Source organism: Sphingomonas nostoxanthinifaciens (genome assembly GCF_019930585.1).
GTDB classification, from domain to species: Bacteria; Pseudomonadota; Alphaproteobacteria; order Sphingomonadales; family Sphingomonadaceae; genus Sphingomonas_I; species Sphingomonas_I nostoxanthinifaciens.
Genome location: NZ_CP082839.1, coordinates 2,408,104 through 2,431,852 on the forward strand (window position 1 = coordinate 2,408,104; position 23,749 = coordinate 2,431,852).

A 23,749-nucleotide genomic window follows, 5' to 3' on the forward strand; every position below is an offset into this window, starting at 1 on the left:
TCTTGTTCACGGGCACGAAGATTGGAACGCTCCCGAAAGCGTTTCTTTCCGACACGGAGCGGGACTGCGAATGCTGGATACGAATATCGGCCGCCGCCGACTGATCGGCGGCGCGCTGGCGATGGTTGCGGCCTCCACTTTCATCACCGAATGCGCGTTTGCCGCCACGACCGAGCGGCGCCTCGCCTTTCGCAACATCCATACGAACGAGACGTTCGACGCGCGCTTCTATGGCGCGAACGGCTGGGACGATCAGGGGCTCGCCGAGCTGAACCATGGCCTGCGCGACTGGCGCAACAACGAGGTCACGCAGATGGACCCGGCGTTGATGCTGCTGCTCGCGGGCGTGCGCGATAAGCTGGGCCTCGCGCCGCAGGCCAGGCTCGACTTGATCTCGGGCTATCGCTCGCCGCAGACCAATGCGTCGCTGCGCGCGCGCGGCGGCGAGCATACGGGCGTCGCCTCGAAGAGCCAGCACATGCTGGGCAAGGCCACCGACATCCGCATGCCGGGGGTCGCGCTCGAGACGCTGCGCTCGGCAGCTTTGTCGATGCAGGCGGGCGGCGTCGGCTATTATCCCAAGGACGGCTTCGTCCACATGGACACCGGCCGCGTTCGCCTGTGGTGAGCTACCGGTAGCTATAGAGCATAGAGACGTCACCCCGGACTCGTTCCGGGGTCCACCGCACGGGCTGCCTCATCGGTATGATGTGTCGCGGTGTGGATGCCGGAACAAGTCCGGCATGACGTAGAATAGGTCAGGCCGCCAGAACCTCGGCAAATGCCTTGACCGCCGCTTCCTCGCCCTCGGCGGCATTCCACACCGCGCCGCAGACCGCCAGAAAATCCGCACCCGCCGCGACCAGGGGCGCCGCATTGGCCGGCGTGATGCCGCCGATCGCCACGCAAGGCAGTTCGAACAGGGTCGACCACCAGCCGAGAATCGACGGCTCGGGCTGGTGCCGCGTCTCCTTCGTCGTGGTGGGATAGAAGCTGCCGAACGCGACATAGTCTGCGCCCGCCTCGCCCGCATCCATCGCGAGGTGGCGGCTGTCGTGACAGGTAACGCCGATCTGCACGGCCGGCCCGAGCAATGCGCGTGCCTCGCGCGGATCGCCGTCATCCTGGCCCAGATGCACCCCGTCGGCGCCCAGCCTTTTGGCGAGCGCGATGCTGTCGTTGACGATGAACGTCACGTCGGCGTCGGCACACAGGCGCTGCAGCGGCTCGGCCGCGCGCGCGATCATATGGTCGTCCATATCTTTCAGCCGAAGCTGGAACGCCGCGACCGGGCCGGCATCCAGCGCGCGGGCCAGCCGATCGACGAAGCCGTCGTTGATCGCGGGGGGCGAGATCAGGTACAGCTGGCAGCGCGGTCGGAACTGCCGCTCGAACCGGTCGGCGAAGCCCGGATCGAGATTCATGTCGTCGTCGGGGAGGTCGTTGCTCATGCCGTGCTTCTACCGCCGGACGCGGGTTACGAAACCCCTGTCATGGAAGGGTAACACAGCAACAATATCTCACGCGCGAGGCGGCGCGGTCGTCAGCCTGTCAGGGGATCCCACATGAAGAAGCTGTTTTTCGTTGGCGTCGGCGGTCTCGCCCTCGCCACCACCGCCGTTGGCGCAGACATTTCGGGCGCGGGCGCGACCTTCCCCGCACCGGTCTACGTCAAGTGGGCCGAAGCCTATAAGGCGCAGTCGGGCACCGGCCTGAACTATCAGGCGATCGGTTCCGGCGGCGGCATCAAGCAGATCAAGGCGAAGACCGTCGATTTCGGCGCGTCGGACAAGCCGCTGAAGCCGGAAGAACTGTCGGCCTCGGGCCTCTATCAGTTCCCCACGGTCGTCGGCGGCATCGTTCCCGTCATGAACCTGCCGGGCATCAAGCCGGGTCAGGTGCACCTGACCGGCGAGCTGCTCGCCGACATCTTCCTCGGCAAGGTCACGCGCTGGAACGCGCCGGAGATCGCGGCTCTTAATAAGGGCGTGCCGCTGCCGAACCTGCCGATCACCGTCGTCCACCGTTCGGACGGCTCGGGCACCAGCTTCGTCTTCACGACCTTCCTGTCGATGAAGAATGCGGATTGGGCCAACAAGGTCGGCGCCAGCGACAGCGTCCAGTGGCCGACCGGCCTGGGCGGCAAGGGCAATGACGGCGTCGCGGCGTTCGTGAAGCAGACCGCCGGCTCGATCGGCTATGTCGAATATGCCTATGCCAAGCAGAACAACGCCACCTACGCGCTGGTGCAGAACAAGGCCGGCAAGTGGCCGCTCCCGACCGCACCGTCGTTCGGCGCGGCAGCGGCCTCGGCTAACTGGCTGCGTTCGCCGGGCAATTACGTGATGCTGCTCGATCAGCCGGCCGCAGCCGCGTGGCCGATCAGCTCGACCACCTTCATCCTCGTCTATCGTGAGCAGGGCGACGCCGCCAAGGGCGCCGAAGTGCTCAAGTTCTTCGACTGGGCCTACAAGAAGGGCGACGCGCTGGCCGCAAGCCTCGATTACGTGCCCCTGCCGGCGAACGTGAAGACCCTGCTCGAGAAGCAGTGGGCCAAGTCGGTCATGGCCGACGGCAAGCCCGTCTTCGTCGCTAAGTAAGTAAGCGTCATGGGCGCCGGATCGATCACCCGATCCGGCGCCCGCATATACGGAACCCCGATGGCCAGTACCGCCCTTGAAGCGCCGCGTGGCGCGCCTCCCGGTCATGCCACCGGGGAGATCATCTTCCGCTCCGCCTGTCTCGCCGCGGCCACCCTGCTGATGGCGGCACTGGCGGGCGTGATCGTCAGCCTGTTCATCGGCGGGCTGCCCGCCTTCCGCCAGTTCGGCTTCGGTTTCCTCACCTCGACCACCTGGAACCCGGTGACCGAAGTGTACGGCGCCGCCGGCCCGATCGCCGGCACGCTGGTCACGGCATTCCTCAGCCTCGCCATCGCGCTGCCGCTGGCGCTCGGCGTCTCGGTGTTCCTCGTCGAATTTTGCCCCGCGCGGATTTCGCGGCCGATCGCGATCGCGGTCGAGCTGCTCGCGGGCATCCCCTCGATCGTTTACGGCATGTGGGGCCTGTTCGTGCTGGCACCGTGGTTCGCCGCGCACGTCCAGCTGCCGATCGCGATGCACGCGACGCCCGGCGGCTGGGTCGACAAGCTCTTCGCCGGCACGCCGAACGGGGCGAACATCTTCACCGCCTCGCTGATCCTCGCGATTATGATCCTGCCCTATATGGCGGCGGTGTTCCGCGAGCTGTTCATGACGGTGCCGCCGCAGGTGCGCGAGGCCGCCTACGGCCTCGGCTGCACGCCGTTCGAGGTGATCCGTGCGGTCGTGATCCCCTATGTCCGTCGCGGCATGATCGGCGTGGTCATGCTCGGCCTCGGCCGTGCGCTCGGCGAGACGATGGCGGTCACCTTCATCATCGGCAACGCCCACGGCTTCCCGCATTCGCTGTTCGACAGCGGATCGACGATCGCCTCGACCGTCGCCAACGAATTCGCCGAAGCCACCAGCGACATGCACACCTCGGCGCTGATCGCGCTGGGCTTCGTGCTGTTCGTCATCACCTTCGTGGTGCTGGCGATCGCCCGGCTCCTGCTGCGCGAGGAGAAGCACTGATGGATCGCGCCGCGCGCCGCCGCATCGGCAACAGCATCTTCGTCGTCCTGTGCGGGATCGCGACCTTGATCGCGCTCGCCTTCCTGGCGCTGATCCTCTGGACCCTGCTCACCCGGGGCGTGGGGGGCATCGATGCCAAGATCTTCACCATGGACCAGCCGCCGCCCGGGTCGCCCGGTGGCCTGCGCAACGCCATCGTCGGCTCGATCATCATGTGCGCGCTCGGCATGGCGATCGCCTTGGTGGTCGGCATCCTCGCCGGCACCTGGCTTGCCGAATATGGCGCGGGCACCCGCTACGGCGCGGTGATCCGCTTCCTCAACGACGTGCTGATCTCGGCCCCGTCGATCCTGATCGGCCTGTTCGTCTACGAGCTGCTGGTGGCGCCGTTCCACGGCTTCTCCGCGCTCGCCGGCGGGGTGGCGCTGGCCTTCCTCGCCACGCCGATCGTGGTGCGCACGACCGAGGACATATTGTCGCTCCAGCCCGGCGCATTGCGCGAAGCGGGCATGGCGCTGGGCGCCAGCCGCGCCTTCGTCATCCGGACGATCATCTGGAAGTCGGCGCGCACCGGCCTGCTCACCGCCGGCCTGCTCGGCTTCGCCCGCATCTCGGGCGAGACCGCGCCGTTGCTGTTCACCAGCCTCGGCAACCTCAACAACAATTACAGCCAGCTCACCCAACCGATGGCGAGCCTGCCGACCACCATCTTCCAGTTCGCTTTGTCGGCCTATGACGACTGGCAGCGGCTGGCCTGGGTCGGCGCATTGCTGATCGCCGTCGCCGTTCTCACCATCAACATCGTCGGGCGCGCGCTGGCCCGGGAGACCCGCCCATGACCGACACCGTGACCATCGGCACCACGCCCCCGTCGACTTCGGCCGACGACGAGCTGTTCATGTCGCCGCCTCCTGCCGACCGGCTGGTGCTGGAGGCGCGTGCGCTGGAGTTCTTCTACGGCCAGAACCGCGCGCTCCACGGCGTCGACCTGCCGATCGAGCGCAACAAGATCACCGCGCTGATCGGCCCGTCGGGCTGCGGCAAGTCGACGCTGCTGCGCGTCCTCAACCGCATCTACGCGCTCTATCCCGGCCAGCGGGCCGAGGGCCAGATCCTGCTCGACGGCGAGAACATGCTCGACGGCGGCGACGCCGCGGCGTTGCGCGCGCGCGTCGGCATGGTGTTCCAGAAGCCGACGCCCTTCCCCATGTCGATCTACGACAATGTCGCGTTCGGCGTGCGCCTCTACCATAAGCGCAACAAGGCGGAGATGGACGAGATCGTCGAGCGCTCGCTGACCCGCGCGGCTTTGTGGGACGAGGTCAAGGACAAGCTCCACACGTCGGGCCTCGGCCTGTCGGGCGGCCAGCAGCAGCGGCTGTGCGTCGCACGCGGCATCGCCGTCCAGCCGGAAATCCTGCTGCTCGACGAGCCCGCCTCGGCGCTCGATCCGGTCTCGACCGCGAAGCTTGAGCAGACGTTGGTCGAGCTCAAGAAGGATCTGACGATCGTCATCGTCACGCACAACCTTCAGCAGGCGAGCCGCATCTCGGATTATACCGGCTTCATGTTCCTTGGCCGGATGATCGAGTTCGGCCCCACCGCCGAAATCTTCGCCAGCCCGCGCTCGCGCCGCACGCGTGATTACGTGACCGGACGCTTCGGCTGAACCGGCACGCTGATCGATCGCACCATGCTGCCGTGAAAGGGAGCATGGTGCGACGGCGCTATCGTTCGCCGTCGAGCATCGCGCGGGTGCGCGCGGCGAGCAATTCCATGGCGAAGGGCTTGGTCAGCACCTCCATGCCGGGCTCGAGCTGCGCGTTGCCGATCACCGCATTCTCGGCATAGCCGGTGATGAACAGCACCTTCAGCTCCGGCCGCTGGGCCCGCGCCGCATCGGCGACCTGACGACCGTTCATCGTCCCAGGCAGCCCCACGTCGGTGATGAGCAGGTCGATCTCGGGATGACCCTGCAGCATCGTCAGCGCCTCGGGGCCGTCGCCCGCCTCCAGCGCGATGCAGCCCAGTTCCTCCAGCACTTCGGTCACCAGCATCCGGATGGTCGGCTCGTCGTCGACGATCAGGACGGTGTGGCCGGCATCGGCGCGTGGCAGGTCGCCGACGCTGCGCCGCTCATCCTCGCGATCGGCAGTGCCATAATGGCGCGGGAAATAAAGGCACATGGTCGTGCCTTGCCCGATCTCGCTATAGATCCGCACCTGGCCGCCCGATTGACGGACAAAGCCGTAGATCATCGACAGTCCGAGACCGGTGCCTTCGCCGAGCGGCTTGGTGGTGAAGAAAGGGTCGAAGGCGCGCGCCTGCGTCTCGATCGACATGCCCGTGCCGGTGTCGGTCACGCACAATGACAGATATTGGCCGGGCGGCAGATCGCGTTCGCGCGCGGCGCGCTCGTCGAGCCATTTGTTGGCGGTCTCGATCGTCAACCGGCCGCCGTCGGGCATGGCATCGCGCGCATTGATGCAGAGATTGAGCAATGCACTTTCGAGCTGGTTCTGATCGACGATTGCGGGCCACAGGCCGACCGCGCCGACCACCTCGAGCGTGATCTGCGGGCCGATCGTACGGCGCACGATCTCCTCCATCCCCACGACCAGCCGGTTGATGTCGGTCGGGCGCGGATCGAGCGTCTGACGGCGCGAGAAGGCCAGCAGGCGGTGGGTGAGCGCCGCCGCGCGCGCGGCAGCCCCCTGCGCAGCGACGGCGTAGCGATCGAGCTCGCCGGTGCGACCCTGCTTGACGCGGATCTGGATCATCTCCAGCGCGCCGGAAATACCCGTCAGCATATTATTGAAATCGTGGGCAAGACCGCCGGTGAGCTGGCCGACCGCCTCCATCTTCTGACTGTGGCGGAGCTGCTCCTCCATCCGCATCATATCGTGGGTGCGCGCCTCGACCTGTGCCTCGAGCGAGGCGGTGAGCGCGGCGAGTTCCTGCTCCACCCGCCGGCGTTCGGTCGCGCTGCGCACGCGCTCGGCGACCTCGCGAACGAACGCGACCTCTTCGGGGCGCCAATGCCGCGGGACGGCATTATTGAGATACAGCAAGGCGACGAAGCCCCCCTGCTCGGTCAGCGGCATGTTGATGAAGGAATGCGCCGCCACGCCGATCAGCATCTCGGCGGTATCGCGCGTGCGCGCATCGTCGTGCACGTCGGCGATGGTGACGGTCTCGCCCTTCTTCAGCTGGTCGATGTAGCTGCCATAATCGCGGAACTCCATGACGTCCGGCAGACTCTGGATGCCGGGCGCGTTCCAATCGCGCTCCATCCGCACCAATTCGGCGGCGCGATCGATCGTCCCATAACCGACCCGGCTGACGCCCATCGTCTTGCCGATGATCTCGCAGGCGACACCGGCAATATCGCCCGGCTCCTTGGCGTCCCGAATGCGGTCGCTGAGCTCCAGCAGTGCGGCGGCGCGCGCCTCGACGCTCTTGCGATCGGTGATGTCGAAGCTGATGCCAGGAAAGCGGACCGGCCTGCCGTCGCCGTCGAGCATCGGCCGCCCCTGCGCGATCAACCACTGCGGCGATCCATCGGCGCGCACCAGGCGATATTCGCTGCTGAACGGCTCACCGCTGCGCAGTACCGCGTCGATCTCGCGCTTCAGGCGCTCCAGATCGTCCGGATGGACACGCCCGAAAAACTCGGCGATCGGCGCGCCGTTGATCGCGACCGCCGGATCAACCCCATAGATACTTGCGAAACGCTCGTCGGCCACCACGCGGTCGCGCTGCACGTCCCAGTCCCAGGTGCCGATGCCCTGCGAGGCGGAGAGTGCGATTTCGCGCTGGCGAAACAGCGCGCCCAGCTCGATCTGCGCGATCGTCCGACGCGCGAGCGCGGCGAGCGCGTCACGTTGCGGGCCGGTAAGCCCTTCCGGACGGGGCACCACGTCGATGACGCACAGACTGCCAAGCGGCATGCCGCCCCCGGTGACCAGCGGCATGCCCGCATAGAAGCGGATGCCGGGATCGCCGCAGACCAGCGCCATGTCGGCCGTGCGCGGATCGATCGAGAGATCGCGCACCTCGAACAGCCCGGCGCCGCGGATCGCGATCGCGCAGACCGATGTCGTGATCGGCGTCTCGCGGACATCGACCCCGATCCGCGCCTTGAACCATTGCCGCTCGGCATCGACCAGGCTCACCAGCGCGATCGGCACGTCGCAGATCGTCTTGGCCAGCAGGACGACGTCCTCGAATGCCTGCTCCGGCTCGGTATCGAGGATACCGCTCTGGACGAGCGCTTCCAGCCGCTCCGATTCGTCCCAGGGGGGCGACTGTTCGGCGGTCACGTCTTCGTACTGCACTATCGATCCGATGTTCATCCCCGACCCGGCATGCACATTGGCCGCCCGGTGCGAGAGGTAGAAACGATCGGCCGCGCTTACGTTCCGCGCTAATGCAAATCAATGCACGAAGCGGGCAACCACCTCGCGATAGGAGCGGCTGACCTTCACCTGCGCGCCCGAATCGAGGACGAGAAAGCATTCGCCGTTGGTGTGCGGTTTCACCTGCTTGACGAGATCGAGGTTGACGATCGTGGAGCGATGGATGCGCTGGAAGCGGCGCGGATCGAGCCTCTTCTCCAGATCCTTCATCGTCTCGCGCAGGATCAGCGTGTTGTCGCCGGTGTAGATGCACATATAATCGCCAGCGGCATCGATCCGCTCGATCGAATCGACGTCGACCCGGAAGATCTGGCCGCGATCCTTGATGTTGATCAGCTTTTCATAGCGGCTGGAGGCCGGCGCCTCGACGCCTTCCGGCATCGCATCGACCGCGTCGGGCGCATGCTCCGCCAGCACTTCCTTCAGCTGGACCACCTCTTCGGCCGCGCGCTTCTCGGACAGGCGCTGGCGCACACGCTCCAGCGTGTCGGCAAGGCGATCGTCGTCGACCGGCTTCATCAGATAATCGACCGCACCGGCCTCGAAGCCTTTCAGCGCATGATCGGCGTAGGCGGTCACGAACACGAACAGCGGCGGCTCGACCTCCATCAGGCCCTGGATGACCGAGAAGCCGTCGAAGCCGGGCATCTGGATGTCGAGGAAGACCAGGTCGGGCTTGTGTGTCTTGATCGCGCGGATCGCCTCGCGCCCGTTGAGGCAGGTGTCGACGATCTCGACATCCTCATGCTTCGCCAGCCGAAGCTGCAGTCCCTGGATCGCGAGCGGCTCGTCGTCGACCAGGATGGTACGGATCGTCATGGAGTTTCTGTTCCTCGGCTCGTCAGGCGACGTAAGGGATATCGATGGTCACATCGAACCCATCGGGCCGGGCCTGGGTTTCAAACCGATGATCGCCACCATATGCCTGAGCCAGCCTGTCCCTGATGTTCGCCAGACCGACGCCCGTTGAAGGGACGGGGCGCGTGCCCCCGTCGTTCTGGCCTACATTGGATCCTGGACCGGTGTCGCTGACCGTGATGTGAACGCGATTTCCCATTCGGCGTACGATCACCGCAACGTCGGCCCCCTCCTCCTTGGGGGTCACGGCATATTTCACGGCATTCTCAACCAGCGGCTGCAACAGCAAAGACGGCAGCAGCGCATCGGCCGCTGCCGGATCGACGTCGAACCTCGGCCGCAGCCGCTCCTCGAAGCGCATCTTCTCGATGTCGAGATAGAGCTTCAGCGTCTCGATCTCCTGCCGGATGCGGGTCTCGCCCTCCGGCTCGCTGACGAGCGTGTAGCGCAGGAACGAGGCGAGCCGCGACAGCATCGCATTGGCGCGCTCGGTATGCTTGAGCAGCACCAGCGTGGAAATCGAGTTGAGCGTGTTGAACAGGAAGTGGGGATTGAGCTGATAGCGCAGCATCGCCAGCTGCGCCGAGGAGGCCTGGCTCTCCAGCCGCAGCAGCTGGATGCGCTGCTCCTCGACCAGCATGTAGAACTTTATACCGTAGTAGAGCGCCGACCACGCCGCCAGCAGCGAGAAATCGAGCAGGATCGCCGAGAGGAATTGAATCCCCTCCGGCATCGCCCCCGTGCGGTAGAAGGTGGCATGCGCCCACGTCTCGATCGACGAGAAAACCGCGGAGGCCGTACACAGGATGATGATCGAGACCGTCCAGGTGACCGCCGGCCGCATGCGGAACAGCCGCCGATAGGCCGCCGACATCAGCAGGGTGAGCGAATAGCCGGTCGCGGTTGTCAGCGCAGTCGGCACGACGAACAGCCAGCCCATCGCATTGGCGATCCCGCTGAGCGCGCGCAGGACGAAATAGCCCGACCATCCGGCCGACTGCAGCACCCAGAAGGCGTGGTTGCGATCTTCGAAGAAGGGGCGCGATGGGACCAACGACATCGGCATGCAGGCCGACCCGTACAGGATCGTGTCACGGATCGCTACCCCGCAGCGACCGGTAGGCCATGGCGACTGAACTGAAAATAAACGTCTAGTTTCCACGCGGTTCAGCCGAATCGGCGTAGCAGCGTCGATGACGATGGAGAAAACTCCACCGACGGATTTGGAGGCTTCGATGGGCAAGATCTTGACGGCCGGCGCAGCAGCGCTGGCGCTTGCGGGCAGCAGCCTGGCGGTTACGACCCCGGCGGAAGCGCGCGGCTGGCACGGCGGTGGCGGTGGCTGGCATGGCGGCGGCGGTTGGCGCGGTGGTGGCTATGGCTATCGCGGCGGCTGGCACGGCGGCGGTGGCGGCTGGGCGCTCGGCGCAGGTATCGCCGGCCTGGCAGTCGGAGCCGCGCTCGCGGACGGTTACGGCCGGGGTTATTACGCCCCCAATTACGGCTACGCGCCGGCTTATTATGCGCCGCCGCCCGGCTATTATGGCTACGCACCCGGCTATTGCCGCAGCCAGTGGCGGTGGGATGGCTATGTCGGACGCTATGTGCGGGTCCGTTACTGCAACTGACGCATGACGTTCACGGTTGGCTGTGCAGCGCGGGCTTCCCCCTTCCCGCCTGCACGCCGTGGGACGGGCGGCCGAGCAATCGGTCGCCCGTTTCCGTTTGCGCGCCCGAGCCGGTTTAACGCAGGCTCCACAGCAGGATCAGATTGAGGCCGATCACCAACGCCGCCACCGCATGGGCGGCAATTCCCAGCCAGCGGCCGTTGACGAATTCGCCCATCATGGCGCGATCGCCGGTGAAACGCACGAGCGGCACGACGGCGAAGGGAAGCTGGAGCGACAGGATGACCTGGCTCAACACCAGCAGCCGCGTCTCGCCGCCGTCGCCATACCAGATCGCCACGCACGCGGCCGGAACGACCGCAAGCAACCGTGTGATGAGCCGTCGCAGCCAGGGCTGGATGCGCAGCTCGACAAATCCCTCCATCACGATCTGGCCGGCCAGCGTTCCCGTCAGCGTGGAATTCTGGCCCGAGGCGAGCAACGCCACCGCGAACAAGGTACTCGCGACACCCGCGCCGAGCATCGGGGTCAGCATGTGGAATGCCTGGCTGATATCGGCGATGTCGGTCCGGCCGGCGGCGTGGAAGGTCGCGGCCGCCAGCATCAGGATGGCGGCATTGACGAAGAAAGCGAGCGTCAGCGCGACCGTGCTGTCGATCGTCGCGAGGCGCAGCGTCTCGGCCTTGCCGATCTCCTCCTTCATGCGGCGCGCCTGAACCACCGACGAATGCAGATAGAGATTGTGCGGCATCACCGTCGCACCAAGGATGCCGATGGCAAGGTAGAGCTTGCTGGGATCGGCGATGATATCCGGGTGCGGGATCAGCCCGGCCGCGGCGGCGCCCCATTCCGGCCGCGCGAGCACCAGTTCGACGATGAAGCAGCCGGCGATCAGCGCGAGCAATGCGATGATGAAGCGTTCCAGCCACCGGAACCCGCTGCGCTGAAGACCCAGCACGAGCAGCACGTCGGCCGCAGTAAGGCATACGCCGATCACCAGCGGAATTCCGAACAGCAGTTTCAGTGCGAGCGCGGTGCCGATCACTTCGGCAAGATCGCAGGCGATGATCGCGATCTCGCACAGCAACCACAGCGCGACACGCGCCGACGGCCGATAATGAAGCCGGCAGGCCTGCGCGAGATCGAGCCCAGCGGCGATGCCCAGCTTGGCGGCAAGCGCCTGAAGCAGCATGGCCATCAGGCTCGCGGCCAATACCACGCTGAGCAGCAAGTATCCGTAGGCCGACCCCCCGGCGAGATCGGTCGCCCAGTTGCCCGGATCCATATAACCGACGGCGACGAGGTAGCCGGGCCCCGAAAAGGCCGCGAGCTTCTTCCAGAATGAGATCACGGAGAGGCGAACGCGGCAATGCCGCCCGCGCTCCCGTGCGAACCGCGCCACCATTCATCCGCGGCCAAGCGCATGAGCCGGCGAGCGATCAATCCGGTGCCGTTGCCTTGCGCGGTGCGGCGTCCGACTGGCGGCGAACGAGCGTGAAATCCAGCACGCGATGCTCCGCATCGACGACCTGGCCGGCACGGCTCTGACGGATCTGCGCGATCAGCATGTCGACGGCGGCGCGCGACATCTCCGCGATCGGCTGCCGCACGGTGGTCAGCTCGGGCCAGACCGTGACCGCGAGCGCGGTATCGTCGAACCCGCAGACCGAAAGATCGCCCGGCACGTCCAGCCCGCGCCGGTGGGCCATCGCCACCGCCGCCGCCGCCATGTCGTCATTCGAGGCGAAGATCGCCGTCGGGCGATGCGGCAGGTCCAGCAGATGCTCGGTCGCGTCGAGCCCCGAGCGATAGGTGAACAGACCCTGCGACACCAAAGCGGGATCGAACGGCAGGCCATGCTCCTCCAGCGCCGCCCGATAGCCCTCGAGCCGTTGCTGACTGGCACTCTGGTTCGGATTGCCGACGATGAAGCCGATCCGCCGATGGCCCAGCGTCACGATATGATCGGTGATGACGCGCGCCGCCTTGAAGTCGTCGATCCTGACGGACGACAGCCGATCGGCGACCGCGCCGGTGGCGATGGCGACCGCAGGCGCGTCGGCCTCCGCCAGCGCCGCTCGCACGAAGGGCGAGTCGCACAAGGGGGGTGGCAGCAGCAGACCGTCGACCCCGCTATCCAGCAGCTGGCGAACGACGTCGCCCTCGTGATGATCCGGCTCGCACTTGACGATCACCACCTGCGCGCCCGCTTGCCCCGCCTGATCGAGGCCGCCGACCAGCAGTTCGCTCAGATAGGCGCCGCTGGGATTGCTGTAGAGCAGGCCGATACGGATCGAGCGCGAGCCCGCAAGCATCTGCGCCGCGGGGTTGGGGGTGTAGCCCAACGCCTTGATCGCGTGCGTCACGGCATCGCGCGTCGCCGGGCGCACGCTCGGCTCGCCACGGACGACACGCGAGACGGTCATCTGCGACACGCCTGCCTGCAACGCGACATCGGCGATCGTCGGCATCCTACGGGCGTCGCGCGTGCGCCGGCTCATGCTGTACCGTTCAGCCGAACGCGCACCGCCGCGGCGATCGGCGCGACATTCCTACGACGTCGCAAATGTGCCCCGCGCGCCCGTCTTTCGTTCGACGACCGGCTCGAACGACAGCCTCGCACCCACCCCAATCACTGCTGCCCCCAGTGCTATCATTGCGAACAGGGTGAGGCCGATGGTGCCGCGCTGCAAGCCCCTATCGATGACGAGCCCCATCGAGCCGCGCGCATTCATCCGCATTCCGACACTTTAGGCGACGCATGCTGCCGCCGGATCGTCTTTACGACCGGGGCAAGACTGCTCTCCCGATTTGCCGTCAACACGCCCTCTTCCTAGACCTTTGTCTATACTTCTGATTTGCCGGCGCATTTACCAACCCGCTTTCACAAGCGTCAACGCGCCGGCCGTACATTCCATGACAGATGAAGCCGGGACGATCAGCCGCAAAGAACTGACGCTTCGCCTTCCATCCGCGCGCGATGTGCGGGTGTTCTCCAGTAGCGTGGCGTAAAGATAGTGGCAAACAATACGGTGTTCGCGGCCAGTTCCGCGAGCGTACTTGCAGTGGGGGCGGCGGTGACGCTGGCTACCGCGACAACCAGTCCCAGCACGACGAGCACGGCGCCCAAGACGACGGTGGTGGCGGTCAGCGACGCGGATGCGGCCCGGCTGGCTCGTCAGGCGACATTCGGTGCGACGCCGGCGGTATTCACCCGGATCAAGACGCTCGGCGTCAATGGCTGGCTGGACGAGCAGTTCGCCACGAAGTCGTCGAGCTTCACCGACCTCATCGCGATGGACAAGCGCAAAAGCTATTGCGACACCGACGGCAAGTCGGTGCCGAGTTGCGTCCGCCTCTATCGGGATTCGCTGCTGCCGGCGATGCGGTTCTACTCGGACGCGCTCAGCAAGGACGACCAGCTCCGCCAGCGCGTGGCATTCGCCTTGTTCAATATGATGCCGGTATCGGCCGTGAAGGTGACCAACACCCCCGCCCTCGCCCGCTACGAGCAGATCATGCTCGATGGCGCGTTCGGCAATTTCGGCGATCTGCTCAAGTCGGTCATCACCAGCGGTGCGATGGCCTATTATCTCGACCTTGCCGACAGCGACAAATCGGCGCCCAACGAAAATCTGCCGCGCGAGCTGATGCAGCTATTCAGCATCGGGCCGAACAGCCTCGACGGCAGCGGCAACATCCGCAAGGATTCGACCGGCGCCACGGTGCCGAACTACACCACCAAGGACGTGACCGAGGTCGCGCGCGCGCTGACCGGCTGGACCTATGCCCGCTGGCCCGGCGTCAACCCGGCGCAGAATGAAAGCTGGGATCTCGTCCCCGCGCTCGTCGCCAATCCGGCCGCGTTCGACAGCGGCGCCAAGACCTTCCTCGGCACCACGATCCCGGCAGGGGCCAGCCAGCAGGCCAACCTTGATGCGGTCGTCGCGCGGCTGGTCAGCCATCCATCGACCGCGCCGCGCGTCTCGCGCATCCTGATCGAAGCCTTGGTCAAGTCCAACCCGTCGGCGCACTATATCAACCGCGTCGCCAACGTCTTCGTCAACAACGGCAAGGGCGTGACGGGCGATCTGCAGGCGGTGGTCCGCGCTGTGCTGACCGATGCCGAGGCGCGCACGCCCGACACCACCACGCTGGGCGGCCGGCTGAAGGATCCGATCATGCTCGCGCTTTCACTCGCGCGCATGGTCGGCATGAAGAGCGACGGCTATGCCTTCACGCTGCGCGACGTGCAGATGGGGCAGCAATATCTCCGCTCCGCATCGGTGTTCGGCGACTATCCGCCCGACTTCCCCCTGCCCGGCGTCAAGAACGTCATCAGCCCGGCCTCCAAGCTGATGACGGTCAACCTCGTGCTCGAGCGCCACAATTTCGTGTGGCAGTGGACGATGAGCGGCGACAGCACGCATGCCGAATATATCACGCCGACGTGGATCCCGGGTGCCGGCGTCGCCGCCGAGGATTGGTCGTCGTGGGAGGCGTACGGCAGCAATGTCGACGGGATCATCGATCGCATCAACCTGCTGATGCTCGCCAACCAGATGACCACCGTCCAGCGTGCCGCGCTCAGCAAGGCGATGATGCTGGTGACCGATCCGTCGCCGACGCTCCAGGCGCGCCGCCGAGCCCAGACCGGCATCTACATCGTCGCCAGCTCGCCGATGTTCCAGGTCGATCGCTGACCGCTGCTGCCCGTGCCTCCGCCGATGCGGGGGCACGGGCGATGCATCAGACCAAGGCGTTGCGGCGGATCAGCTCGCGATACCACGCCGCGCTCAGCTTGGGCGTACGCTTCTGCGTCGCGAAGTCGACATAATGGACGCCGAAGCGCTTCGAATAGCCGTCGGCCCACTCGAAATTGTCCATCAGGCTCCACAGGAAATAGCCCTTCAGCGGATAGCCCTCGGCGACCGCCCGCTGGAAGTGCGTCATGTAGTTGCGCAGGTACATGACGCGATCCGCGTCATCGAGCCGCCCGTCGGCCATCACGTCGTCGGCTGAGCAGCCATTTTCGGAAATGTAGAGCGCCTTGGGCTTCCACAGCTCGCTCACCATCCGAACGGACCAATAGCCGACCTCCGGCCCGACATAGAGCCAGGGCGAGGCCATGCGCGGGCTCTGCGGCAGATGCGGCAGGATCTTGTAGCCCTTTGGCCCGCTGTCCGACCGAACGTAGGACGGCGTGTAGACGTTGATCGCGACGAAATCGAGCGGACTGGAGATGATCTTCATGTCGCCCGCCTGCACCTTGGGTGCGGCGGCGCCCTGCTCGGCGAGATAGCTGTCGAGATATTTGCCTTCCATGATCGCGGTGAGGAACATGGCGTTCTCCTCCCGCGTGGCGCGGCGCACCGCCTCGATATGCTCGGGCGTCTCGATCACCGGCACGAAGAAGCTGGTATTGTCGGCGAGGCCGATCCGCGTGCCCGGCCGCGCATTCGCCCGGATCGCCTGCACCGCCAGCCCGTGCGCCAGCACGCCGTGATGGCGTACCTGATTGCCCTGCGCCGGCAGCAGTTTCAGCCCCGGTGCGTGGCGCCCCTCGATATGGCCGATGTCGGTGAAGCAGCGCAGCTCGTTCACCGTCATGAAGTTATGGACGCGATCGCCCAGCGACTTCGCCAGATAGCCGGCATAGTCGCCGAGCGCGTAAGCGGTGTCGCGGTTCTGCCAGCCGCCCGGCAACGCCTGCGGCAGATCCCAGTGGAAGGTGGTGACATAGGGTTCGATCCCGGCGGCGAGCAGCCCGTCGACCACGCGATTATAATAATCGAGGCCCTTCGGGTTGGGCTTGCCGCGCCCTTCGGGGAAGATGCGCGACCATGCCACCGACATGCGATAGGTGCGCACGCCCATCGCCTTCAGCAGCGCGATATCCTCGGCATAACGGTGATAGCTGTCGCAGGCGACGTCGCCATTCTCGCCGTTGGCGACCTTGCCGGGCGTGTGGGAGAAGGTGTCCCAGATCGTCGGGCCGCGCCCATCCTCGTTCACAGCGCCTTCGATCTGGTAGGATGCGGTCGCGCAGCCCCATTGGAAGTCGCTCGGGAACGATGCGTCGCGCGGCATCGCCGCCCGCGCAGCCGCGGGCATTCCCAGGGTCGTGGCGGCAAGACCGAGACCCTTGCCGATGTCGCGCCGGTTAAACTGTGCCATCATCCCCACCTATTCGTTATCGTTGCTGGTCTCGTTGGACCGCGGCCGATGATAATGCCGAAACGACCCGGCGCAAAGCGGGCGGCCGTCACTCACATCACCTTCATCAGCTTGGCCGGATCCTGCCCGGTCGGCAGCGCACCGCTGGCGCTCAGGCGGCGGCCGGCATCGTCCCAGCGCAATGTCGCCGACTTACCGGCCTTGGTGCTGACTCCATCGTCGTCGTACAACGTCATGCTGGCATTGGCGCCGGGATAGACGCGGATTTCCGCGATCGGCTGGTGCGTCATCGTGTTCGGCACCTGCGCGCCCAGCGGGACGATCGAGCCCGCGCGCACGTAGAGCGGGATGCGATCGATCGGCGCTGCGGCCGTGATCCACTGGCCACCCGGCAGGCGCTGGTTCGTCCACCAATCATACCAGTCACATCCTGCGGGCAGGTAGACGCGGCGGCTGGTGGCGCCCTGCTCGGTCACCGGCGCGACCAGGAAGGCGCGGCCCAGCATATATTCGTCGCCGATCGTGGCGACCGCCGGATCCTTCGGGAAATCCATGAACAGAGCGCGCATGAACGGCGCCCCGGTCTCGCTCGTCTCGCGTGCGAGGCCGTACAGATAGGGAATCAGCGCGTAACGCAGCCGCAGGAACTTCTCGAGCACCGGCGTCGCGGCCGTGCCATAATCCCACAGCGCCGTGCCCGGCCGCTGGCCATGGATGCGGAGCGTCGGCGTGAAGGCGTTATATTCGAACCAGCGCGTGAACAGCTCCGGATAATCGGGGTAGTTCGCGTTTCCGGTCGCGGTCGCGCCCGCCGGATCGAGCAAGGGCGCATGTTCGGGCGTGTGCGCGCCGGGCGTCTGCCAACCGCCGGTGTCGCTGCTCCAATAGGCCATGCCGGTGGCGGTGAAGCCGAGCCCGGCGGGCACCTGCCGCTTCAGCGCATCCCAGTCCGAATGGACGTCCGACGACCAGAACAGGCAGCCATTGGCCTGCGCGCCGAGATAGGCGGCGCGGCACAGGATGACGTTGCGGAAGCCCGGCCGGTCCTTGGCCGATCCCTCGGCCACGCTCTTGGTGTGGAGCAGCGGGAACAGGTTGTGATAGCGGTCGCCCGAGCCGATCGAATAGAAAGCGCCGTCGGGCACCAGATCGGGCTCGGTCTCGTCCAGCCAGAAATAGTCGAAGCCCTGGCTGGCGATATTGTCGCGGATCTTGCCCCAGAACCAGCTGCGCGCCTCGGGGTTGGTGCTGTCGATCAGCCCGCCGGCGCGATCGAAACGGACCGCGAGGCCGTCGACCGGATTGCCGTCCTTGTCGTGCAGCAGCCAGCCCTTCGACGCCAGCCAGTCGAAATAGCGCCCCTCGCGCTCGAACCGCGGCCATACCGAGATGATGTTGTGCAGCCCCATCGCATGGAGCTTGTCGTTCATGCCCTTGGGATCGGGAAAGGCGGTGCGATCGATGTCGAGCTGCCCCATCCGCGTCCAGTAGAACCAGTCGAGCACCATGATGTCGAGCGGCAGGTTGCGCTGGCGATAGCCGTCGGCCACCGCCATCAGCTCGGCCTGCGTCTCGTAGCGCGCCTTGCTCTGGATCAGGCCGAACGCGGCCTTGGGCGGCAGCGGCGTGGCGCCGGTCAGCTTGGCATAGCCCGCATAGAGCGCGTCCGTATTGGGCCCGGTGACGACGAAGAACGAGACGCGCTCGCCCACCTCCGACGCGAAATGCGTGCTGCCGAACATGCCGGCGGAGACGGTGGTCGCCGAAGGATTGTCCCACAGCACGCCGTAATTGTGGCTGCTGACCATATAAGGCACGCACACCTGCTCGCCCGCCGGTGCATCATACCAGTGACGGCAGTCGATCGTCCGCCCCTTGAGGTCGAGCGTGCCCTCCTGGTTCTGGCCGAGCCCGTAGAAATGCTCGTCCGCCGCCGCAGTGAAGCTCGCGCCCATGCGAAAGGTCTTCTCGCCGCTCACGTCGTGCGGCGCCATGTCCCAGCCAGTCATGGCGAGGATGGTATGCCCGTCCGCACCCCGCACCGTGACCGACACCGGCGGCAGCGCCGGCGCGAAATAGCGCTCCATCTGGCTCGGCGAATGCGGCGTCGGGCCGGGCGCGACCGTGACGCTGATCGCCGACGACGCGAAGGTGTCGCCGCCCGCATCGGCACGATGCGACCAGCCGGCGGCATCGGCCTGCGCGACGACGCCATAGCCGGGGGCAGCGTTGGCGCGCTCCTTCTCAAGCGCAATCGTCACGCGCACGATGTTGGGGGCATAAGGCTCGATCGCGACCTGCGCGCCGTAGCGGTCCAGCGTTGCAAGAGGAGCAGCGAGCGCGTTGCCGGCACACAATGCGGTCGCGCTGCCGATCAGAGCCGCACGCAGCCAGCGGTCGAAACGAGTCTTCATGCTTGCTTCCTTATTGGCCGATGGTCTTGGCGATGGCAGCGAGCGCCAGCGGGCGCATGATGGCGTAACCGGCCTCGACCGGATGGACGCCATCGCTCGACAGGCCGGGCTTCATGCCGCCGTTCGCATCGGCAAGCGCGGCATGATAGTCGACATAGGCGAAGCCGTTTTCCGCCGCATAGGCACGCAGCCAACGGTTGAGCGCGATGATCGTCGGCGCGGGCTTCTTCTCCGGGCTCCACGGAAAGGCCGCGGCCGGCGGCACCGAAGCAAGGATCACCTGAATCCCGTGCGCGCGGGCGAGTTCCGCCATCGTACGGATATTGCCCTGCACCGTCTCCATCGTCGCCGCGCCGGTATTGCCGGCGACGTCGTTGGTGGCGGCCATGATGTGCACCGCTTTCGGCTTGAGCGCGATCACGTCCTCGCGAAAGCGAACGACCATCTGCGACGTCGTCTGGCCGCTGATGCCGCGATCGACGAGGCCGCCGGCGAACAGCGACGCATCCTTGCCGATCCAATTATCGGTGATCGAATCGCCCATGAAGACCACGCGAACCGGCGTGCCCGACGCCTTCAGTGCCGCGTTCGCGGCATGATAGCGGCAGATTTGGCCGAAATCGCGCGTCAGCATGTGCAGATTCCACATGTGCCAGCCGTTCTGATCGGTCGGCTTGGGATGATCCGGACAGGGATTCTCGACAATGCCGACCGGATCGCCCTCATAAGGATCGCCATCGACCTTGGTCTGCGCATGCGCCGCACCGGCGACAAGCGAAACGGCCGCCAGCAGGGCCAGCCCACGGATCATACTAACCTCCCCTACCATCCTCGATCAATCACATGTGATATTGATTTTCACCTATGCTACGGCCGCGCGACTGCCAAGCCATAACGAGGATGCCATGTTCACCCGCCGCCAGATCATCGCGTCCACCTCCTCCGCGGCGCTGATCCGATCGGCAGCGTCGGCTGCGATCGCACCCGACTGGCGCTCGCTGGCGGGTGCATACCGCATTCCCGACTGGTTTCGCGATGCCAAGTTCGGAATCTGGGCGCATTGGGGCGCGCAAGCCGTGCCGCAGTTCGGCGACTGGTACGGCCGGCTGATGTATGTTCAGGGCAACCCCTTTTACGATCACCACGTCAAGACCTACGGGCATCCCAGCCGGACCGGCTTCATGGAGATCGAAAATCTCTGGAAGGCCGAGCATTGGGAACCCGCGACCTTGGTCGCGCTCTACAAGAAGGCCGGCGCGCGCTATTTCATGAGCCTCGCCTGCCACCACGACAATCTCGATACGTTCGACAGCGCGCACCACGAATGGAACGCGCTGCGGGTCGGGCCCAAGCGCGACATCGTCGGCGGCTGGGAAAAGGTCGTGCGCGCGGCAGGTCTGCGTTTCGGCGTCTCCAACCACAGCTCGCATGCGTGGCACTGGTGGCAGACCGCTTATGGCTATGATTCCGAGGGGCCGATGCGCGGCGTCCGTTACGATGCCGCTCGCCTGCGCAAGGATCAGGGCGCGGGCACGTGGTGGGAGGGCCTCGACCCGCAGGATCTCTATACCGGCCCCTATGACGTGCCGCCCGACGGCATCCGCTCGATCAAGGCGATGAACGCTTGGCACGAGGCGCGCGACGGCGTGTGGCGCGAATGGAGCCCACCCGGCCCGCGTGGGGCGGCCTTCACCGCCAAGTGGCTCGCGCGGCAAAAGGATCTCGTCGCAAAATACCGGCCCGACATGGTCTATTTCGATGATTACGGCCTGCCGCTCGGCCAGGCGGGGATCGACGCGACGGCCGATTTCTATAATCGCGCGGTCGAATGGCATGGTGCGCCCGACGTCGTCGTCACTGCCAAACAACTCAGCGACTATCAGCGCTCCGGCATCGTCGAGGATGTCGAGCGCGGTTTCGCCGCCGACATCAAGCCGCATGCGTGGCAGACGGATACCTGCATCGGCAGCTGGTTCTACGATCGGCCGCTGGCGGAGCGGCACGGCTACAAATCGGCCAAGGCGGTGGTGCAGCGGCTGTGCGATGTCGTGTCGAAGAACGGCAACCTGATGCTGTCGGTGCCGCTCAAGGCCGACGGCACCCACGATAGCGACGAAATGGCGATCCTCGCCGATCTGGCGCGCTGGTTCGCGATCAATGGCGACGGCATCTACGGCACGCGGCCGTGGCGCGTCTTCGGCGAGGGGCCGAACGTGCCCCCCAAGGGGATGCAGAGCGAGGACGCGATGAAGCCCTACACGGCCGAGGACGTGCGCATCACCGCCGGCGGCGGCGGGCTCAACCTGTTCCTGCTCGACTGGCCGTCGGGCCCGACGCGCATCGCCTGCCTCGGCCGCCGCGCGACCGCTGGCGGCGTGATCGAGCGGGTGACGCTCAACGGCGGCGGCACAGTGCCGTTTGAGCAGAGCGACGACACGCTCATACTCACCCTGCCCGCGCCGGCGGCGGATGCGTTCGTACCCGGCCTCCGCATCGAGGGCCGCGGGCTGGTGTGAGCCGCCGAAAGCCCTCTCCCCTTGGGGGAGAGGGTTGGGTGAGGGTGAACCGCCGCCAGCAAGGGAAGCTCGGCTACGCCTCGCGACCCCTCACCCCAACCCTCTCCCCCAAGGGGAGAGGGAGCGCTCAGCGATAGGTCGCCAGCTTCACCTTCAGCAGTTGCGGCACCGAGGTGAAGTTGAGGCCGTAATCGGTCTGGTCGCCATTCCACAGGCGATCGAACACCCAGTGGCCGGCCTCGTCATAATGGCCTTCCTCGATCCGATCGATGATCATGTGTTCGCCCGGCTTCGCCGCGGCGAGATCGAGCGACACGCGCGCATGATAGCCGGTGATAAGATATTCGTCGGGGCCAAGCTCGGCGATCACCGCACCGCCCGACGACTCGGGATTGCCCTTGGGCGGATCGAAGCCGAACTGGCCCTGGCCGAAGCTGACCGTCGCCTTCCACTTCCCGAGATCGAGCGTCTGCTTGTGCTCGGCCTTGGGATCGGTCGGCTCGGCCGCGCCCCACGTCTTATGCTCGAAGGCGAGCTTCGGCCACACGCGCTCCAACGGACGGAACAGGATGTAGTTGGCGGCGAAGGCGTCGAGCGTCGCGTCGTCCAGCTTGGGCGCGCCGAGCGGGAAGTTGAAATAGCCGGTCGCGTCCATTCCGAACGGCGAGAAACCGAAGCCGTGATCGCCCAGCACCGCGAAGAAGAAGCGGGCATAATCCTTGCTGTTGCCGGTCTCCGGCACGAACAGGCCATTGTCGGGTCGGCCATACAGATCGAGATATTTCAGATAGGCGGCCTGATCGTGATTGTAGATGTCGGGCGCCAGCACGTCGATGTCCGGCGCCGCCGCCTTCCACATGTCGAGCGCCGTATGGTTCGGGCCGCCGCTCGCATATTTGGACGCATCGACCGTCTTGAACGGATCGCTGAGCGCGGCATTGACGTACATCGGCAGCGGCTTGACCGCCTTGCCCGCCTTGGCGACGGCGCTGACGTAACGCCCGATCGCCCAGGCGTGGAACTGCTCGTCGGCGCGATCGCCGAACGCCTGCGCCCAACTGCCCTTCACGCCGAGCCGCCGCGCGATGTCCGCCGGCACCGGTGCGGCGAACGCCTTCTCCGCTGCGGGCGAGTGGTCGCGCGGCACGCCATAGGTGCCGGTCTCGTTCTCGACCTGCACCATGATGACGGTGTTGTCGGGATCGGCGGTCTTGAGGTGACCCATCAGCTTGACGAACGCCGCGCTGTCCGCCGCCAGCGTCGATTGCGCGAAGGGAGACAGCGCGTAGGCCGTGCCGCCCTTGGCGTCGATCATGCGCGGGAAGCGCTTGCCGTCGAGCTTGACCCAATCGGGCGCATAGCTCGGCGACGTGTTCTTCCACGTCCCGAACCACAGCAGCACCAGCCGCACATGATGCTCGCGCGCCTGCGCCAGCAACGTATCGAGGAAGGAGAAGTCGAACTTGCCTTCGACCGGCTCGATCTGCTCCCACGCGATCGGCACCTCGACCGTGTTGGCATGCAGCCGCTCGATCACCGGCCATACCTTCGGCAGCATCGCCGGCCACGCACTCGAATTGTTGACCTGTGCGCCGAGCATCAGGAAGGGCGCCCCGTCCACGAACAAGGCGTGGCGGCCGTGGTCCGCGACGATCCGGGGAAGCTCCGCCGCCGTCGATGGCGCGACACCCGCCGCGCCGAGCAGCAAGGGCACCAGCAGTTTCAGGCCACGTCGCATCGTCACTCCCCTTGTGTTTGCGCCCGGTTAGGCCGGATCACGGTTGCTCGTCGAGCGCGAAGATGCGCGCGGTCGTGGTCCATTTCTCGCCCGGCGACGCCGACGGGACCGGGTGCTGCACGGTCGCCATCAGCGTCTCCCACGCCTGCACGTCGGGATCGGCGGCATCAGCGGCAGCCTTGGCGGCCGGGTCGAACCACGCAGCCGTTTCCATCACCATCACCAGTCGCGTGCCGGAGCGATAGATTTCCATCGCCTCGATCCCGGCCGAACGGATGCTGCGGCCGATAGCCGGCGGGAGCGCGCCGGCGGCGTGCCACGCTTCGTAGCGGGCGATGGCGGCAGGATCGTCCACCACGTCGAGGAGCAGAACCTGCCGCGCCACC

19 protein-coding genes are annotated in these 23,749 nt (G+C 66.2%); 8 read left to right on the forward strand and 11 right to left on the reverse strand.

Annotation, left to right across the window (positions count from 1 at the left end; genetic code table 11):
• The first annotated feature begins 70 nt into the window (after positions 1–70).
• The gene (locus K8P63_RS11480) at positions 71–628 is read left to right on the forward strand and encodes a DUF882 domain-containing protein (protein ID WP_223796170.1); all 558 of its coding nucleotides are present in this window, start codon (positions 71–73) and stop codon (positions 626–628) included.
• Between the two features lie 130 nt (positions 629–758).
• Here K8P63_RS11480 and thiE read toward each other — a convergent pair whose 3' ends face one another.
• The gene (gene thiE / locus K8P63_RS11485; RefSeq protein ID WP_223796171.1) at positions 759–1,451 is read right to left on the reverse strand and encodes a thiamine phosphate synthase; all 693 of its coding nucleotides are present in this window, start codon (positions 1,449–1,451) and stop codon (positions 759–761) included.
• A 114-nt stretch (positions 1,452–1,565) separates the two neighbouring features.
• Between thiE and pstS the strand changes: the two genes are divergently transcribed.
• The 4 genes from pstS to pstB are packed head-to-tail and all read left to right on the forward strand — an operon-like array spanning position 1,566 to position 5,283.
• Positions 1,566–2,600, forward strand: a complete 1,035-nt coding sequence (pstS, locus tag K8P63_RS11490; protein WP_223796172.1) for a phosphate ABC transporter substrate-binding protein PstS — start codon at positions 1,566–1,568, stop codon at positions 2,598–2,600.
• Between the two features lie 60 nt (positions 2,601–2,660).
• Complete coding sequence (gene pstC / locus K8P63_RS11495; protein ID WP_223796173.1) at positions 2,661–3,614, forward strand: phosphate ABC transporter permease subunit PstC; 954 nt, start codon at positions 2,661–2,663, stop codon at positions 3,612–3,614.
• The gene (gene pstA / locus K8P63_RS11500) at positions 3,614–4,453 is read left to right on the forward strand and encodes a phosphate ABC transporter permease PstA (protein ID WP_223796174.1); all 840 of its coding nucleotides are present in this window, start codon (positions 3,614–3,616) and stop codon (positions 4,451–4,453) included. Before pstC ends, pstA begins: the two co-directional genes overlap by 1 nt.
• Positions 4,450–5,283, forward strand: a complete 834-nt coding sequence (pstB, locus tag K8P63_RS11505) for a phosphate ABC transporter ATP-binding protein PstB (RefSeq protein WP_223796175.1) — start codon at positions 4,450–4,452, stop codon at positions 5,281–5,283. The genes pstA and pstB overlap by 4 nt, the downstream gene beginning before the upstream one ends.
• A gap of 58 nt (positions 5,284–5,341) precedes the next feature.
• Here pstB and K8P63_RS11510 read toward each other — a convergent pair whose 3' ends face one another.
• The 3 genes from K8P63_RS11510 to K8P63_RS11520 all read right to left on the reverse strand — a co-directional run bounded on the left by K8P63_RS11510 (position 5,342) and on the right by K8P63_RS11520 (position 9,956).
• On the reverse strand, positions 5,342–7,951 hold the full coding sequence (locus K8P63_RS11510) for a GAF domain-containing protein (protein ID WP_223796176.1): 2,610 nt from the start codon (positions 7,949–7,951) through the stop codon (positions 5,342–5,344).
• 99 nt (positions 7,952–8,050) lie between these two features.
• A complete protein-coding gene (locus K8P63_RS11515) occupies positions 8,051–8,851 on the reverse strand; it encodes a LytR/AlgR family response regulator transcription factor (protein ID WP_223796177.1) in 801 nt (266 codons plus the stop codon).
• A gap of 22 nt (positions 8,852–8,873) precedes the next feature.
• Entirely contained in the window at positions 8,874–9,956 is a 1,083-nt protein-coding gene (locus K8P63_RS11520; RefSeq protein WP_223799808.1) for a sensor histidine kinase, read from the reverse strand.
• Between the two features lie 169 nt (positions 9,957–10,125).
• Between K8P63_RS11520 and K8P63_RS11525 the strand changes: the two genes are divergently transcribed.
• A complete protein-coding gene (locus K8P63_RS11525; protein ID WP_223796178.1) occupies positions 10,126–10,518 on the forward strand; it encodes a hypothetical protein in 393 nt (130 codons plus the stop codon).
• Between the two features lie 115 nt (positions 10,519–10,633).
• On the opposite strand, the gene K8P63_RS11530 is transcribed toward K8P63_RS11525, so the two are convergent.
• Together K8P63_RS11530 and K8P63_RS11535 are read right to left on the reverse strand one after the other, a co-directional pair.
• A complete protein-coding gene (locus K8P63_RS11530) occupies positions 10,634–11,920 on the reverse strand; it encodes an Nramp family divalent metal transporter (protein WP_223796179.1) in 1,287 nt (428 codons plus the stop codon).
• 37 nt (positions 11,921–11,957) lie between these two features.
• A complete protein-coding gene (locus K8P63_RS11535) occupies positions 11,958–13,019 on the reverse strand; it encodes a LacI family DNA-binding transcriptional regulator (RefSeq protein ID WP_223796180.1) in 1,062 nt (353 codons plus the stop codon).
• Between the two features lie 516 nt (positions 13,020–13,535).
• On the opposite strand from K8P63_RS11535, the gene K8P63_RS11540 reads away from it, so the two are divergent.
• Positions 13,536–15,221 carry a DUF1800 domain-containing protein gene (locus tag K8P63_RS11540; protein ID WP_223796181.1) on the forward strand — a complete coding sequence of 562 codons (1,686 nt, stop codon included), beginning with the start codon at positions 13,536–13,538 and terminating at the stop codon, positions 15,219–15,221.
• A 46-nt stretch (positions 15,222–15,267) separates the two neighbouring features.
• Here K8P63_RS11540 and K8P63_RS11545 read toward each other — a convergent pair whose 3' ends face one another.
• The 3 genes from K8P63_RS11545 to K8P63_RS11555 all read right to left on the reverse strand — a co-directional run bounded on the left by K8P63_RS11545 (position 15,268) and on the right by K8P63_RS11555 (position 19,920).
• The gene (locus K8P63_RS11545; protein ID WP_223796182.1) at positions 15,268–16,695 is read right to left on the reverse strand and encodes a GH1 family beta-glucosidase; all 1,428 of its coding nucleotides are present in this window, start codon (positions 16,693–16,695) and stop codon (positions 15,268–15,270) included.
• Between the two features lie 92 nt (positions 16,696–16,787).
• Positions 16,788–19,109, reverse strand: coding sequence for a glycoside hydrolase family 31 protein (locus tag K8P63_RS11550; protein WP_223796183.1), 2,322 nt, complete (start codon positions 19,107–19,109; stop codon positions 16,788–16,790).
• A gap of 10 nt (positions 19,110–19,119) precedes the next feature.
• On the reverse strand, positions 19,120–19,920 hold the full coding sequence (locus K8P63_RS11555; protein WP_223796184.1) for an SGNH/GDSL hydrolase family protein: 801 nt from the start codon (positions 19,918–19,920) through the stop codon (positions 19,120–19,122).
• Between the two features lie 94 nt (positions 19,921–20,014).
• Here K8P63_RS11555 and K8P63_RS11560 point away from each other — a divergent pair, with 94 nt between their 5' ends.
• Complete coding sequence (locus K8P63_RS11560; protein WP_223796185.1) at positions 20,015–21,625, forward strand: alpha-L-fucosidase; 1,611 nt, start codon at positions 20,015–20,017, stop codon at positions 21,623–21,625.
• A 127-nt stretch (positions 21,626–21,752) separates the two neighbouring features.
• On the opposite strand, the gene K8P63_RS11565 is transcribed toward K8P63_RS11560, so the two are convergent.
• Positions 21,753–23,363 carry a DUF5597 domain-containing protein gene (locus K8P63_RS11565; RefSeq protein ID WP_223796186.1) on the reverse strand — a complete coding sequence of 537 codons (1,611 nt, stop codon included), beginning with the start codon at positions 23,361–23,363 and terminating at the stop codon, positions 21,753–21,755.
• 37 nt (positions 23,364–23,400) lie between these two features.
• Positions 23,401–23,748 carry an L-rhamnose mutarotase gene (locus K8P63_RS11570; RefSeq protein ID WP_223796187.1) on the reverse strand — a complete coding sequence of 116 codons (348 nt, stop codon included), beginning with the start codon at positions 23,746–23,748 and terminating at the stop codon, positions 23,401–23,403.
• Between the last annotated feature and the right edge of the window lies 1 nt (position 23,749).

What these genes read in the sequence shown, in the direction of transcription:
- K8P63_RS11535 (WP_223796180.1), bottom strand. Translation starts at nt 13,019, where the DNA reads ATGAGCCGGCGCACGCGCGACGCCCGTAGGATGCCGACGATCGCCGAT.
- thiE (WP_223796171.1), bottom strand. Translation starts at nt 1,451, where the DNA reads ATGAGCAACGACCTCCCCGACGACGACATGAATCTCGATCCGGGCTTC.
- K8P63_RS11480 (WP_223796170.1), top strand. Translation starts at nt 71, where the DNA reads ATGCTGGATACGAATATCGGCCGCCGCCGACTGATCGGCGGCGCGCTG.
- K8P63_RS11515 (WP_223796177.1), bottom strand. Translation starts at nt 8,851, where the DNA reads ATGACGATCCGTACCATCCTGGTCGACGACGAGCCGCTCGCGATCCAG.
- K8P63_RS11565 (WP_223796186.1), bottom strand. Translation starts at nt 23,363, where the DNA reads ATGCGACGTGGCCTGAAACTGCTGGTGCCCTTGCTGCTCGGCGCGGCG.
- K8P63_RS11550 (WP_223796183.1), bottom strand. Translation starts at nt 19,109, where the DNA reads ATGAAGACTCGTTTCGACCGCTGGCTGCGTGCGGCTCTGATCGGCAGC.
- pstC (WP_223796173.1), top strand. Translation starts at nt 2,661, where the DNA reads ATGGCCAGTACCGCCCTTGAAGCGCCGCGTGGCGCGCCTCCCGGTCAT.
- K8P63_RS11520 (WP_223799808.1), bottom strand. Translation starts at nt 9,956, where the DNA reads ATGCCGATGTCGTTGGTCCCATCGCGCCCCTTCTTCGAAGATCGCAAC.
- K8P63_RS11525 (WP_223796178.1), top strand. Translation starts at nt 10,126, where the DNA reads ATGGGCAAGATCTTGACGGCCGGCGCAGCAGCGCTGGCGCTTGCGGGC.
- pstB (WP_223796175.1), top strand. Translation starts at nt 4,450, where the DNA reads ATGACCGACACCGTGACCATCGGCACCACGCCCCCGTCGACTTCGGCC.
- pstA (WP_223796174.1), top strand. Translation starts at nt 3,614, where the DNA reads ATGGATCGCGCCGCGCGCCGCCGCATCGGCAACAGCATCTTCGTCGTC.
- K8P63_RS11545 (WP_223796182.1), bottom strand. Translation starts at nt 16,695, where the DNA reads ATGGCACAGTTTAACCGGCGCGACATCGGCAAGGGTCTCGGTCTTGCC.
- K8P63_RS11555 (WP_223796184.1), bottom strand. Translation starts at nt 19,920, where the DNA reads ATGATCCGTGGGCTGGCCCTGCTGGCGGCCGTTTCGCTTGTCGCCGGT.
- K8P63_RS11560 (WP_223796185.1), top strand. Translation starts at nt 20,015, where the DNA reads ATGTTCACCCGCCGCCAGATCATCGCGTCCACCTCCTCCGCGGCGCTG.
- pstS (WP_223796172.1), top strand. Translation starts at nt 1,566, where the DNA reads ATGAAGAAGCTGTTTTTCGTTGGCGTCGGCGGTCTCGCCCTCGCCACC.